Annotated in this window: 12 protein-coding genes; 6 read left to right on the top strand and 6 right to left on the bottom strand. The window is 32.6% G+C overall.

The window, feature by feature from the left end; all coding sequences use genetic code 11:
- Positions 1–23 precede the first annotated feature (23 nt).
- From AC57AW_RS18120 to AC57AW_RS18100, 5 genes are all read right to left on the bottom strand, one after another.
- Complete coding sequence (locus tag AC57AW_RS18120) at positions 24–761, bottom strand: hypothetical protein (protein WP_223599560.1); 738 nt, start codon at positions 759–761, stop codon at positions 24–26.
- A complete protein-coding gene (locus AC57AW_RS18115; protein WP_223599561.1) occupies positions 761–1465 on the bottom strand; it encodes a hypothetical protein in 705 nt (234 codons plus the stop codon). The genes AC57AW_RS18120 and AC57AW_RS18115 overlap by 1 nt, the downstream gene beginning before the upstream one ends.
- 2 nt (positions 1466–1467) lie before the next feature.
- Positions 1468–3921 (bottom strand): sensor histidine kinase, encoded by a 2454-nt coding sequence (locus AC57AW_RS18110; protein WP_496352998.1) that lies wholly within the window; start codon positions 3919–3921, stop codon positions 1468–1470.
- Entirely contained in the window at positions 3921–5141 is a 1221-nt protein-coding gene (locus AC57AW_RS18105; RefSeq protein ID WP_496352997.1) for a DNA cytosine methyltransferase, read from the bottom strand. The genes AC57AW_RS18110 and AC57AW_RS18105 overlap by 1 nt, the downstream gene beginning before the upstream one ends.
- Before the next feature lie 274 nt (positions 5142–5415).
- Complete coding sequence (locus tag AC57AW_RS18100) at positions 5416–5655, bottom strand: helix-turn-helix domain-containing protein (protein ID WP_223599564.1); 240 nt, start codon at positions 5653–5655, stop codon at positions 5416–5418.
- 103 nt (positions 5656–5758) lie between these two features.
- On the opposite strand from AC57AW_RS18100, the gene AC57AW_RS18095 reads away from it, so the two are divergent.
- The 5 genes from AC57AW_RS18095 (at position 5759) to AC57AW_RS18075 (ending at position 11660) form a co-directional block, all read left to right on the top strand.
- Positions 5759–6280 (top strand): hypothetical protein, encoded by a 522-nt coding sequence (locus tag AC57AW_RS18095; protein WP_496352996.1) that lies wholly within the window; start codon positions 5759–5761, stop codon positions 6278–6280.
- A 491-nt stretch (positions 6281–6771) separates the two neighbouring features.
- Positions 6772–7926 (top strand): helix-turn-helix domain-containing protein, encoded by a 1155-nt coding sequence (locus tag AC57AW_RS18090; RefSeq protein WP_496352995.1) that lies wholly within the window; start codon positions 6772–6774, stop codon positions 7924–7926.
- 140 nt (positions 7927–8066) lie between these two features.
- Complete coding sequence (locus AC57AW_RS18085; RefSeq protein WP_496352994.1) at positions 8067–9125, top strand: serine hydrolase domain-containing protein; 1059 nt, start codon at positions 8067–8069, stop codon at positions 9123–9125.
- A 41-nt stretch (positions 9126–9166) separates the two neighbouring features.
- Entirely contained in the window at positions 9167–10636 is a 1470-nt protein-coding gene (locus AC57AW_RS18080) for a serine hydrolase domain-containing protein (protein WP_496352993.1), read from the top strand.
- A 13-nt stretch (positions 10637–10649) separates the two neighbouring features.
- Positions 10650–11660: a S41 family peptidase gene (locus tag AC57AW_RS18075; protein WP_496352992.1), complete on the top strand. Its 1011-nt coding sequence runs from the start codon at positions 10650–10652 to the stop codon at positions 11658–11660.
- A gap of 138 nt (positions 11661–11798) precedes the next feature.
- Here AC57AW_RS18075 and AC57AW_RS18070 read toward each other — a convergent pair whose 3' ends face one another.
- Positions 11799–14195: a hypothetical protein gene (locus AC57AW_RS18070; protein WP_496352991.1), complete on the bottom strand. Its 2397-nt coding sequence runs from the start codon at positions 14193–14195 to the stop codon at positions 11799–11801.
- A gap of 363 nt (positions 14196–14558) precedes the next feature.
- Here AC57AW_RS18070 and egtD point away from each other — a divergent pair, with 363 nt between their 5' ends.
- Positions 14559–15539: an L-histidine N(alpha)-methyltransferase gene (gene egtD, locus AC57AW_RS18065; protein WP_496352990.1), complete on the top strand. Its 981-nt coding sequence runs from the start codon at positions 14559–14561 to the stop codon at positions 15537–15539.
- The last annotated feature ends 4 nt before the right edge of the window (positions 15540–15543 follow it).

The raw sequence follows: 15543 nt of genomic DNA, 5'->3' as shown, positions 1-15543 counted from the left end.
CATGGGCAATGAAAGTAAAGAAATCAGGCTGTAATTAATATGTGTCTATCTCCAACTAATTTCAAATTTTTTTTCAAGAAGTATAATTGATCAGCCAAAATAAACCGCTCCTTTTTCTTTTTTCTATTTGCTAAATGATGTGCAATCCTTTGATTAGCAAAAAAATGTAATAGATTAAGTAATTGATCAAAATTATAAGAATTGTGAATAGCAATTAACAATGATTTTTTTAATATATAATTGAGTTCGGATTTCATTTGTGCTACTAAATATTTTGAAGGAAAATTTGTCTTCTCTTGAATAAATTCTTCTTTAGAAGTGGGTAAATTCCCAAAGCCAATAAATGCCTTTGCACCATCTTTTATAACTTTTTGACTTAAATCACGTGAATTACAAGCTAAGCAAAAAAATAATTTGCCTTCAAATACATTAAAGTTAGACTCATTAAAAAATTCAGTTTTATAATAATTAATATAAAATTGATTCTCACGCATTGCTTCATCACTAGTGAATTCATACATTTCATAATCATCACTTTTACTTCCGCATAACACATCTTTTGTTCCATGTCCCATAAAAATAATTAAGCTATCTTCAGGCATAGATTTAATTAATTTTATACAATTTGCGTGTGAATTATCATTTGGCTTTACATTATAGTAATGAATTAAATTAGAAGAATTATTTACTAGGCAATTTTTTATTCTTTTTAAAAATTTAGTGCTTTTATCGTGTGGGTGAATAAGTAAAATTTTTTTCATTAGCTATAAGATGTAGTTAAATAAGCAATAACTTGCTCAATAATCTCTTTTTTAAATTCATTTCTCAATCTATCATTATTGCATATAAGTACATTTACCTCTTTAAAAGATTTTCCATTGAAACTGTCACTTACGAATCGATTTTTAAAAATCATTTCAGGAAACTTTTCTAATTCCTTTTCAATTAAAAAATCCAGTGAATCTTCTTCTTTCAAAATAGTTGAAATGATTTCTTGTTCATAACCATCTCTTTCAACAAAATCCTTAATATCTATTTTTATTAAAGCTTTTATCCGTTTTAGCAAACCATCTTTTTTTATTTGATTTTTTTTAAAAGCGTCAAGCTGACCGGATATTTTATCTTCAAGTAATCCAGAATATAATATTTTAGGAGTTTTTAACATTATTTTATCAGCATTTAATAATCTTATAAGTTCAACTCCATCAATTTTATCATCTCCTAAGTCCCAATCAAATGCAGCAATGTGAAAATTTGCTCCTCTACTAAATTTTTTTTTGAATTCGGTAATAACTTTAGAAATATCAATCTTACCGCTAGTTAGAAACTCGGTTTTTTCGGTACTACCAACATTAAATTGTTCACATGTTAATGTTATTCCATATCTTAACTTTGCATCCCTTTCTAATTTTTCTATTTCTTCAGATTGATCTTCATTATCAAATATTATACAATTTTTTTGCATGGTTAATTATTAATTAATATTTCAAACGTTGCTCCTTTTTCAAATAAATTATTTCCTAGAAAAGTTATTTTTCCTTGAATAGACTTTAAAGCTGTCCTAACTGAATTAAGGCCTATTCCTGAGCCATCTGTAGTAGTTACTCCTAATTCAAAAATTCTTTCAGGATTATCCAAAAAAATATCATTTACTCCATTGCCATTATCATTAAAAATAATCTTGAGGTTACTATTGTCTATATTTGAGATATTAATTAATATTTTATTTGCCCCAGCTTTTTCAGCATTAGATATTAAATCATCAAGAATTATAGATATATCAAGCAAGCTAACTTTTTTTACAAGCTCAGCATTATTACTATTGATTTTGAATGACATTTGAGTCTTCTCATAAAGATCTGAATAAATTTCAATATATTGTTCGATATATTTAACAATATCAACGATCTGTTCATTCTTATCTGTCTTAAAATTCGATCGGGTAATAATCTTACTTATTTTCAATGCCTTTTCAGCTTGAAATTTTATATTTCCTAATGATTTTAATATATCATTTTTTTTATATGTTTCTTCACTGATTTTATAATACAAATTATCAACAGTAGTGCTGATTTTTTTTGATGTTATTTTAATGTTATGGATGAGTCCTTTAGCATCTTCACTTAAAGATCTAGAAGAAGTCCTTAAATAAGTATTTTTATCTTTCTCTATTTCTAGCTCTTTTTGGAGTCTTATAGTTTCATCTTCTAGCTCTTTCCTTTTTTTGTATCCAGATTCTAACTGAGTCTTTAAATTTTGGACTTCGTTGAATAGATTTTCAAGTTCAAAATTTTCTGAAGGAAAATTTTTTAAATTAGCACTTGTTTTACTTATTTTTCCTATCAAATCATTTAACTGGGATGAGGTTAAATCCTTTCCTTTCAATTCATTAATGATAAAGTTGATTTGTTCGTGTGCTCTTTGGGCTTGCTCATGGGCTAATTCTTCAACAAATTTCTTATTTATAGATAACGATATAACATCATCGCCCCTTACATTTATAATTTTTTCTATATTAGAGATGATACGTTTATTCCTTTCCAAAGAATCCTCAATATATTTTTCATCTGATTCACTCCAGTTTTTATCATTTAAAACTTTTTTTTCTATCTCATTCTCTTTTATTAAAGAACTATCCCATTTAATCCCCTCTACTACAAACCTTTCTAGCCTTCGGAAAATTTTAAAATAGTAGCCATATGGTGAATCATTTTTAGTCAATTGTTCAAAATGCTTATTACTATCAACACCTGATCTGTTGGAAATAATAAAGAAGTCATCTCTTTCATCATCAAAATTAACTCCATTAATTTCAATTCTTCCTATCACTTCACGAGTTCCAAGAAATCTATTATATCCTTGACCCTTTCTTCTTTCCATGCCTAACCAATCATTACCTTGATCACCATATGGTGGTATTCTGAAACCATTAATAAATAAAAAAATAGAACCGAAGTCGACAGATCTAATACCTGTTTGTCTTCTAAAATATGCTTTTGAATAAGGATTTAAATAATAAATATTAATTTCTATATTTTTTAATAAAGTATATAAATTATGCTCAACTAAGGTGAAAATTTTCTTACCCCGATCAATTAATTCTGTTGTAATTAGCTTTCCATCCTCAGAAATGATAGAATTAATATAAGTAGCTTTAAAATTTAATTCACTAAAAATCCTATTTTTAATTATACCATTAATTTTTTCTACTTCTGGAATATTTAATTCATAATTTATAAATTCATTTGCTTCAATATTAATATCAAAAGATTCAGATTCAAAGTTTTGATTCGGATTTATAAAACGTTCAAGCTGTCTCTTGAGAGACTTTATTTTATCAAAATCCCAAATATCCCTTAAATTACTTATAAATAAAGTTGTACCATTATCAAAGACTTCAAGACCTGTTTCTTGAATATATTTAGTTGGAGAGATTTCAACTAAATCAAAATCAATATCTTGAATGTTTTTTTTAATATCATCTATTTTTTCAAATTTTGTCCAGTCAATTGATAGTCTTAGTAAAGGTTTATTTATTTTTTTAGTATATATAACGAGCGATTTTCCAAGTCTATCACATGAAAATCTGCCAACTCCTTTATTACCAGCTAAATTTCTGTTAAATTCTTGTTTTTTAGATTTTTTATCAGAATAAGCAATATTTAACCATTTGTTTATTAAATCGTATTCTGACATCCCAGAACCATTATCACGAAGTATAAATTTTGACTTGTTTGTTTTTTTATATTCTTCGGGTGTTTGATTAGTAATAACGTCTCTAAATATAATATTCGCATTATTAGAACCAGCATCAAATGAGTTTTTAACTAATTCTAATACTGCAACATTATCATCAGTAATTAAATCTTTGCCAATAATATTTTTTAATAATACATTGGTTCTAAAATTTACTTTTGCCATTATACTATGAGTTTTTGAAGTATTATACCTGCTTGTTCTGCAAAAAGAGGTGGAATAGCATTACCAATTTGAGTATAACGAGGAACCTCTTGAGTTCTTCTTTTTCCTCCGGTTGTATATTTGCCCTGAAATTCATACCAATCTGGAAAAGACTGTATACGTGCATATTCTCTAACGGTGAGTATACGAGGTTCAGAGTAATGTATGTAATCATCTGGAAGAGTTGTAATAGTAGGGCTTTTACTTGCTCCACATAACGGTATTATAGTATGCTTTTTTAAATTATATCTTTCACGAACATCTTTACTTAAATCAAGATTCCTGCGGTTAATTGATAACTCAAGTATTATTTTAAACCTTTCTAAAGTTATTGATGTATGTTTTGAAAATCTATGACTATCCGCAACTTCACGACGGATCCTTTTTCGCATGTATCTTTGATATGAAGATTGTTGTTGACCATATTTTCCTGCTTGAAAGCTCTTTGTATCTGGTGATTCTTCTGTTCCATTTGATTTAAGAAGATCAGAAATAGCATCTTGTAAGTTAGTATCTTTAGACAATCCTCTTTTTTGTAGAAAACTAAAAGATTTATATTGAAGAGACAAGAAAAAGTCATCAACTAATTCTTGAGATGAATTTTGAAGATCATTTCTAATACCAATAAGTATGAATCTAGTTCGTTTCTGTGGAACTCCATATTCTCCAAAATTTACTAGTTTCCCTTTTACATAATATCCAAGGCTTTGCAATTTTTGTGTTACAACTGAAGAGTAAGCAATCCCTTTCTCTTTATTTTTTTTGAATTCCATAGTAAAACCCCTAACATTTTCAAAAAAAATGATTTTTGGCTTAACATATTCTACAAATTTAATATATGAGTTTATTAGGTCATTACGTTCGTCAGTTTCATTACGTCTACCTGCCATTGAAAACCCCTGGCAAGGTGGACCTCCAGCAATAAGTGATACCGTTCCTCTCAAGGATTTTAAGTTTTTTTCATGAGTTTTGAGAACAGAGTTAATATCATGATTTTGTTTAGGTAACCATTCAGGCCAATCAAAATGATTTTTCTTATTCATTAAATTGTGTTCTAATGTTTTAAAAGCATCTGGGCTTTTCTCTATAGCGAATAAACCATTCCAACCTGCATTATGTAGTCCTAAAGAAAGGCCACCACAGCCAGCAAATAAATCGATGTATAGGTTGTCAGTTTTCATTTTGTAAAAATCGTTTAATATACAAAAGTATTTAATAACTATATAAGGTGAAAGAATTTTTTGAGAGAATAAAAATATTAGCTAATAAATGTTATTATTTAGTGTCGCCAAAAATATAAAACATTTCTTTTTATGCATTACGGCTTTCCGTAAACAGCAAAAATAAAAAACACGTTAAAATTTTGATTCAGTATTTTCACGGAAATTTTAAAGATTTCAACGAAAAATATCTTCAAAGCTTAGGCATAAAAAAATTCCAGTAATAATGGGATTTTTATTTGTCAATATCGAAATCAAATAATTCTTTTGTTGATATATCTAGCCCCTTTGCTAATTCTAAAACAGTAGACATTTGAATATTTCTTAATCCTTTTTCAATCTTACTAATATCACTATAGTCAATGTCGCAGTTTTGTGATAATTGTCTGAGGCTTAAGTTTTTTTCGGTTCTCAATGCTTCAATTCTCTTTCCGAAGCTTTTTAAGAATGCTATTTTTTCTGGTGTTACAGACATATTAAATTAAATAAAAAGCAAGTTCAATAGAAACAGATAAAAACTTGTGGGTAATTATTCCCACGTTTGATTTTTTTTATTACATTTATAAAAAAATACAAACATGAAAAAGACAAGCACGCATTTTGAACCTCAGCTTTGGAAAGGCGGTAAGAAGCGTTCCGGGTTACAGCTGATGGAGAACTTTTTCCAGTTCAATGACCTGGCAGCCTCTAAAGAGAAGTTAAACAGCATTATGAGTTACGCCATAAAGCGAAACAGCTGGATCAATGAAGATCCGTCAGTAGTTTTTCAGTTTCATCAGGCGGTGCGGTCGTTTGTACGTGCGTGCTACCTCATCCATTTGGAAGGAAGGAAATGGGTTGCTGATCCTCCGTTGGAAAATCCTTCTCCATGGGTTCTCGGCTTGCTTTCGGAGAAAGAATACCAAAATCCAGTGTTGGTTTTTAAAAAAGCATTCAAAGAATACAGTGTCAAAGAGTTTGATTATTTTATGTCCGGAATTGTCTATTTCTCAATGGGCATGTATGAAAATCTGCCGGAAAGAAATATCGTCAATCCCTATATTCATCTGATAAAAATGCTGGATGCGGGGCATCTTATGCTGGAAAGGAGAGGGAGGTAGAAGCTGGAAGAAGTGAGGTTGTCTCAGTCGTAATGAAGGGTAGCTCGTGTAGAAACATCTGAATTTCAACGCTGTCATTCTGAATGAAATGGAATGTAGTGAAGAATCTCATCTATTTCAGAGAGATTCTTCCTTCGTCAGAATGACAGTGTTAAGCTAAGGATTTAACGCAAAGGTTTACTATTATCATTATCCTATTACAAGGGAGCAAAGGTGGAATCAATTTCATTGATTTTTCTAAGCGGACACATAGCCATATGGCTTCATCCGCGACTTTGTCGCACTCTTAGCTCCCTTAAAGATAAAACGGTTTGAACTTGATCTTTGCGTTTTAAAGAAATAAAAGGCCTCCTTCATTCAATTGAGAAAAAAATTAGTCAGTGTCAATCTAATTTTTATATTTGCACATCTTGGGGGATAACCCAAATATGGGAAAACCTTCAATAAAAAAGACTAAAAATAAAATAACCAAAAACAAAGAAGAATAAAGAATGGATAAAAGTAACTTATTAATTATTGTAGGTGTGGTTTCCTTGTTCATTTCAGTGCTTCTTGCTATTTTCCTCGTTACAGTTAATACAAAACACAAACTAAGTAATTGCTTGTTTGCTGCTTTTCTAATGATCAACGCTGTAGATATTAGCGAACCCTTGTTTAATGTGATGGTTGATGGCCCATCTAACCTTGGAATGTTTAGAAATACGTTTGCTTTCCTGCAAGTTCCGGTTTTTTATCTCTACGTTTTATCTGTCTGTTATTCAGATTTCAGGCTTCAATCCAAACATATACTGCATGTAATTCCGTTTTTAATTGCCAATTTGGCTTTGTTTCCGCGTTTTTATGCTGTAGATCTTGCATCAAAAATGAGCTTTATCGAAAACCGACAAAGCATGATAGAGCTGCAGTTTACTCATATTCTGATTCATGTTCAGATGGTTATCTATTTCGTTGCCGTTTTCAGGGTATTAAGAAAAACAAAGAAGCTCTATCTTGAAAATTATGCAGGAAAAAATATCAATTCCTATAACTGGCTATTCCAGTTTACTGTGGTGTGGACTGTTTTGTATGCGATAGCTTTTATAAAAAATATTCTTAAATTTTCAGATTATCCCCACATTTCGGAAGGGATAAAGATTGGGCTTTTACTGTCTTCTCCTTTTATTATCTGCTGGTATCTTTTCAAAGCATTAAATAATCCGGGTCTTTTCAGAAACGTAGATTCAAAACTAAAGCTTGTATCTGAGATGATTTCGGAAGAGAAAAATAATGTAGAATCAGAGGTCAGTAATAAGGAGTATAATGAAGAGCTTTTGAGATTAAAAAATTATATGATTGAGAAAAAACCTTTTCTTAACTCTTCTCTCACCATTCAGGAAGTTTCCAGTGAAATTGAAATTCCTGTCCGGGATTTATCACTTTTGATCAATCACCAATTAGGCCAGCATTTCTATGATTTTATAAATACCTATCGTATAGAAAATGCCATGAATATCTTAAAAGATGTTACAAAAAGCAAGGTGACGATTCTTGAAATTCTGTATGAAGTGGGTTTTAATTCAAAATCATCCTTTAATACTGCCTTTAAAAAGCATACTGGTAATACACCAACTTACTATCGTAAAAACTTAGAAAACAGCACTTTGTAATTACTCGTACTCTTTTCATTAAAGATTCGTACTTATTTTTCCTGATTATTGGGATCGATTACTTTTATTCGGTCGCATAGCTTCAGCGTCTTTCACATCTTTGTATCGAAATAAATTTTTAACATTTAAAAAACGATACAATGAAAACTTCATTCTCACTTTTAGCACTATTCTTATTCATCAGCAGCTTTTCTTTTGGACAAAATACTTCCACAAAGATTGATTCTATTATACAGGATAATTATAAAAAAAATCCTAATGTTGGGATCAGTGTTGGCTTCATCAGTAACAACGAAGAGTATTATACTTCCTATGGTAATCTGAATGCGGAAAGCCAGACTAAAATTGACAAAAACTCTCTATTCGAAATTGCGTCCATCACTAAAATTTTAACTTCCAATTTAATTGCCCAGGCAGTTATTGATCATAAAATAAAATTAGATGATTATATAGACGGTTATCTTCCGAAGGAATATGTATTGAACCAGAATCTTAAAAACAAGATTAGAGTTTTAGATCTGGCATCCCATCAATCTGGTTTACCTGATATAGATTTTGCAAAACTGATTGAGCAGAATCCACAGCAGCCAGTAAGCGGTGTTACTCAAAATACACTGACCTCCATTATCAATAATTGCAGTGAGCTGAAAGATTATGGTAAATACAGATATTCTACCATGGGCTATACTTTGCTGGGGCAGATCCTGGAAAGAATCTATGGTAAGAGCTATGATATCATTATCAGAGACCAACTTATTCAGCCGTTGAAAATGACCACTACATTCACGAAAGATTTTAATGTAAAAAACAGAACAACTGCCCACAATCCGGAAGGAGGAATTCAGGAATTCTTCAACTGGAATATTACAGCACCCGCGGGATTAGTGAAATCTAATGCTGTTGATATGGTCAAGTTTCTAAAAGCTGTATTAAATAATAAAACGAGAATAGGGCAGGCGGCTACCATTGAGGAAAAAATCTTTTATAAAGATGAAAAAAGAGAAATGGGATTAGGTTTAGGGATCTTAACAGATGATAAAAATACAATTTATTTTAAATCAGGAGATTCTATGGGTCAGTCTTCCATTATATGTTACAACAGAGCAAAAAAATGGGGTTTCATTATCCTTCTTGATCAGAGAAACTCAAAAATGAGACAGGATCTGATGAACAAAATTTATGATACCGTTCTGAAATAAGTATAATCCAATATCGCCATTTTAACACAAAAAATCACACCATGAAAAGCTTTATCTACCTACTGATTCTTATCATAGTAATGACGGGATGCAATGCAGGTCACACAGCAATGTCTCAAAAAAAAGACTATAGTTTTATTACAGACAGTTTACATGCTGAAAAACAATTGGAGAAATATAAACTTCCGGGATTTAGTCTTGTTGTTTTTGAAAACTATAAGATTGTCTACTCGAATCAGGTTGGAGTAAAATCAATGAATTCTAAAGAAAAGCTTGATGAAAATACTGCTTTTTCCACAGCTTCTATTACAAAACCCATAACGGCACTTCTTTGCCATATCCTTGAAGAGAAAGGGTTGATTAATCTGAATGACCCTATAGATAAGTATTTAAAACGCTGGCATCTGCCAAAAAGCAAGTTTACTGAAAATAACAGCCCAACCTGGAAACAGTTTTTTAACCATACTTCAGGGACAAGTCAAGGTGGATTTTCAGATTATTACGTAGGAGATAAAATTCCCAATATAAAAGAAAGTCTTCTAGGGCAGATCCCGGGATATGGTAAGGAAATTGAATTTCTATTCACATCAGGAACTGATTTTGCATATAGCGGAGGCGGCTATGTAATTGTTCAAATGGCGTTAGAAGATACTTTGAATAAATCTATTGCAGAACTTGCTCAGGAATATATCTTTTCACCCCTTGGTATGAAGAATACTACCATGATACAGCCTAATGAAAAGGGATTTCCAACGAATGTTGCTTCTGTTCATGATAAAGACGCAAAAGTTATTAAAACAGGCTTGCCAATTACCCCACAGGTTGGAGCATCAGGAGTATGGTCTACCCCTACAGATCTGGCTAAGCTTTCTATTGAGATACAAAATGCTTTACGCAATAAAAATAACAAAGTGATTTCTCATCAGGTTGCCAAAAAAGTAGCAGAAGTAACGGCTTTGAAAAATGCTGTCGGCGGATGGGGTAATGGGTGGCAGAGATCTGTAGCTTATAACAACTATGACTGGTTGATGTGCAGTGGTTCTAATACCGGAGTTGGAGGAAGTATTTTTGCGACTATGAAAGATGGTAATGGCTTTGTAGTTCTTGCAAATGGTGAAAAACCTAACCGTATCCCGGTAATAAACCAGACAAGGATAAAAATTCTGGAATTAATGGATTGGAATAATAAGCGGGCAGATCAAAAGGCACAGGAGATTCCGGTAAGCGTAAAAAAACAACTCATCGGTACATACAACGACTTTCTTTATGGGCAAGGAGCGGATACAAAAATTGTAGAAAGAAACAATCGTCTGTATGTTGAAAATCAGTTTTTAGACTATTTTAAAGGAAAAAATGACAATGAATTGATATATCTGGAAAATGGACTTTTTGCCATTGTAGATTATCCGAATCTATTAAAATTCGATTTCAGCAATGGAAAGCTAAGCACTGTTATCTTAACCAGAGATGCGCTGGAGACAAAGATTGATATCACCAGCAAAAATAAATAAATACCCGTTTCACATGAAAAAATTACTGACCGGAATCGTTCTTTTTCATTCCCTGTTATCGTACGCACAGAAGGATGATAAAACAATCGTTCTTTCTGAAATTACAGAAAAAGTGAAGCGTTATTATATTGATCAGGAAGCTTATAAAAAAGTAGATTCTTCATTTCAAAGTGACCTTAAAAAAGGAACATTTAATAAGCTGAATAAAAATGATTTTGCAGCGCTTCTCGCTCAGAAGCTGAGATCGGATATCAAAGACTACCATTTTTCTTTTAGATATCTGGAAAACTATAGCCCCGAAAAGGTGGTTGATGAGAAAGAAAAGGAAAAACTGCATGATTTTCACAACAGTCTTGAGAATTTTGGTTTTGAAAGTGTTCAGCGATTGAAGGGAAATATAGGGTATATTAATTATAAAGGGTTTGCTTCCTCAAAGTCCAGTGCGCCTACCTTGGCTGCTGCCATGAATTTTGTTGCCAATACCAACTCCCTGATTATTGATCTCAGAGAAAATGAAGGTGGAGATAATGAAATGCTTCTCCTGTTCTGCAGTTATTTTTTTGATAAAAAAACAGACCTTTATACAACCTATTTCAGACATGAGGATAAAACCGTGGTGAACAGCACACAACCCGATGTTTTGGGGGCAAAATATCTCCATAAAAAAATCTATATCCTTACCAGTGAAAGTACTTTTTCTGCAGCAGAAGCGCTTGCTTACTTTTTGCAGCAACATAAACTGGCTGAAGTAATAGGCGAGAAAACACCGGGAGCAGCCAATCCGGTAGATCATTTTGTCATACAAAATCAATATTTATTGCTCGTTCCAACAGGAAAAGTAAGCTCTTTAATAGATCATAAAAACTGGGAACATATTGGTGTCGCTCCTGATCAGAAGGTAAAAGCTAAAGATGCTTTAAAAGCCGCTCACCTTACAATTTTAAAAAATATTTTAAAAACAGAAACAAAAACAGAGCTAAGCTCATCCGAAATAAAAAATCTTGTTTATAAACTAGAACAATAAATCAATAGAAGTTAGTTTTAATACGTTGTTATTATTTGAAAACTTATATTGTGTGTGTTTTTTAATGTGTTAATAAAAGGGACAGGTCTGTTTTCAGGCCTGTCCCGATATTATGATCTCTGGAATCTTTTTGGATGACTATTTTAAAATCTGCTGATCAAAAAGAAGATGGTCGTCTTCATCAAAGCTTATAATCAGTACTTTATATTGTTTTGCGCTGTCATTATTGAAGAATTTAATTCTTGGAGGAACGTAATCACTGTCAAATAAATTCGGGTTCCAGTACAGCGTTTCCCGGGTGTCATTTTCAATTTTTGCAGGAGCATCATCATCTATCATTTCCACAAGAAACTCCGAAGGCTTATCATATCCTTTGATGATAGCAGAATTGTTCTTTAGCGTTTCTTTTACATTGGTCTTAGATTTCATATTGCCTTTCATGGTGTAGATGGCTACGGCATCGCCTATTAACCCTGATCCTTTAATAATTTTTACCATCGCAATATTACTTACAGGAAGAGACGAAATCATCGAACCATCAGTGAGTACCTCATCTAAATACAGCTTAGCCTGCTGACCACGAATATAAGGTACGTTTACTCCTGAATTATTTCTTTGAAGTGTTAAACCTGCTGCTTTTCCTTGCAGCCAGTCTAATATATTGGTAGATCCTGAAGCATGCTGATCTTCATTCACAAAGTCAAACACAGTAGAATTTTCAGAACTGAACATTCCGCTGGATAGTTGTTTGTCTAATTCTTCTTTCGGGTCTTTCTTTTTTCCTACCAATGCTACTTCCTGAATTTGTATATCATTACTCTCTGTTTTTTTATAATTTTTTTGAGTGTTGATGGCTCTGGAAATGGCTGGAGGAAGGGTTTTGCTTTTATTGCCTTTTACCAATGTATATTTTGTACTCGGGAAATTACCTTTAAATTCTGAGGGATTTACCAACGGTTCTACAGTAACGAATAAATTATCAGTATTCGATTCTTTATTTTCTGAATTGACGAATAATGAAACATTCACAGGTTCATCATTGTTAAGATTATTTAAATAAACATACCCGTTTTGATCTGTTTTAAATTGATTAAAGGCAGGTTGATTTTTACCTAGCTGCAATACTAAATTTACGTCAGAATTGATCAGTAGAGCATTGTTTTTAATAGGTTTTACTCTGTAAGAAAGATATTGTTGAGATTTGGTTTTAATGGTAGGAGCAGTGCCGCTGAGTACGGAATTCCAGTCGAATCTTTTCCAGTTTTCAGAAATAAGCAGAGCATCCAGCGCTTCACTATTGGCATTTTTAGAAAAATACTGTGCAGGGCTGTCTATTCTTGTCGTAAAATCTCCCGTTAACCAAAGTCCGCTCAGAATGTTTTCTTCTTCCGGAGTTTGGGTACCGTCATTATCACTCACCACAACAGTATAGTTTTTGAAATAAGATTCCGGAGAGAGATCTATGCTGTTGAAAGCTCTTGGAGTTGGTTTTAAACTCTGACCTACTATTTCTGCTTTTTCAATCTTTAAATCCCCCGGTTTTATAAAGCAAAGTCTTTGGGCTACAAGGTTGTCCTGCTCATCAAAAACTGCTAATTGTAAAACACCGTTGGCTCCATTGCTGATCTTTGTAGGAATAAGACTTGAAGCTTCATTGGTTAAATGATTGATATTCGCTCTGTAAGCAAGATGGTTATTGATAAGTCCGACAATTTTATACCCCTGAAGCTGCTGTTTTAGATTAACGCCTTTTAAGGTATATTTGATTCCTTCTTTAGAACTGAAAATTTCTACATTCAGACCGCTGTCTGCAGCCTGTGGAAGATCTATTGTCTGGCTTTTCCCGGTATTATCCTGGATGACAGCCTGGTATTTTTTTCCTGATGCGGGAGTTATTGTAAAAGAAGCAACATTTTTATCAAAAGATTTGAATGTAGTGACGGGAGTTTTTGGATTTTGTACATCGATTATTTTTCCGGTCCAGCTTTCAGGCAAAGAAGAATTGGCAGATAGTCTTACGGCGAATTTGGTTGGCATCCCGTTGATGAAAGTCCCGCCTTCCGGAAAGGCTTTTGCAGACCAATCTGAATTTTTAGAAATTACTAATGATTCTGTGGAGTTGGGGTTGTATACCGGAAGTGTTTTAACGATTTGAAAATCTTCATTAAAATTGGTCATGTAAGGCGTATAAGCTCTCACAAAATAAACCTGCTCAGGAAGGTCTTCTTTCAGTTGAAAATCTCCGCTGCCTTCACCATTCGTAAGAAGTACCGTTTTCCAGTCTATTAATTTTTTGTCAGCATTGTACAATTCTACAAATAGGGTAGTGGATAACGCAGAACGGTTATATCCGTCAAATACAAAGCTTTTGAACCATATTTTGTCACCGGCAGCATATTGTGATTTGTCAGTAAGCAAGTATACTTTCTCCTGTTCATAATTATCCTCAAGATTGGTAATTGCTTTTTCTAATTTGGTTTGTGCCAGTACAGGCTGTGCCATTGAAATAAGCAAGACATAGAATATATTTTTCATAGAAATCTCAGCGCATTTTAATTCTGGGCTAATTTAATCATTTAAAGACTTCGGAAAAGGTTAAAAACTTATAATTATCCAATTTCAAGAGTATTTCTTTCAGATTTTGAAGCGAGGTTTTTTAACAGTAAAATCTGGCGGTTATTTTTTTCAAAAAAGACGCTGATAAAACAGTTTGATCCAGAGAAAATAGTCCGGAGCAGGGTAGTGCTTCATTAATAAAATAAGATGTGGTACGTTAAAATCGTAAATAAAACCTATCTTTAATTAAGTGAATTGGAGAAGCTTATAGGGACGTGGAAAGTAATTCCGGTGTCGGCAAGATAGTTGTACTCAATGAACAACCAAACCAAAATATAAACTATGAATGTACAGTTAAAACAGGATTGTCATTTAAAAAATGACGGTACCGATAATTTCGGTTCGGACGTTTTAAAAGGCTTGTCCGCTCATCCGAAAAAATTATCTTCAAAATATTTTTACGACAAAAATGGCGACCGGCTTTTCCAGCAGATTATGGCTATGCCAGAATATTATCTTACCAATTGTGAACTGGATATATTCCAGAATAAAACAGAAGAACTCGCAAAAGCAATATCCAATATCAATGAATCTTTTGACCTTATAGAATTGGGGGCAGGCGATGCGATGAAATCATCTTACCTTCTCAAAAACTTGGTGGAGAAAGGAACTGATTTTACTTATATGCCTATTGATATCTCAGGAAATATTCTTTCTGTATTGCAGGAAAACCTGAAGAAAAACCTGCCTGAACTGGAAATCTTACCATTGGAAGGAGAGTATTTTGATATGCTTGATAAAGCCACCAGTATTTCGAAAAGAAAAAAAGTGGTTCTTTTCTTAGGCGGAAATATAGGGAATATGGAAAGCGAGGAAGCCAGACATTTCTGTAATGAAGTGAAAAGAAAACTGAATGCCGGAGACTTGTTTCTCGTAGGTTTTGACCTTAAGAAAAACCCAAATACCATTCTTGCTGCTTACAATGATCCTGCGGGAATTACCGCTTCGTTCAATCTTAATCTTTTGACAAGGATCAACCGGGAGCTGAAAGCTGATTTCAAAGTGGAAAATTTTCAGCATTATCAAAATTACGATCCTATTTCAGGTGCCTGCAGAAGTTTTCTGGTAAGTCTTTGCGATCAGGAAGTTTATATAGGAAATCATTTGTTTCACTTTAAAAAAGATGAGCTGATTGATATGGAAATTTCTCAGAAATTTTCCGAACAGGATATCAAAAAACTGGCAGGAAATTCAGGGTTTCATATTCTTGTTGAGATAAAAGATACTAAAAACTGGTTTGTAGATTCTATCTGGGTGGTATAATTTA

It is taken from the genome of Chryseobacterium sp. BGA-UO-ETr-SB22, from assembly GCF_059567885.1.
Note: the sequence above shows the minus strand (reverse complement) of the source record. Positions and strands in the feature narration are given on the sequence as shown.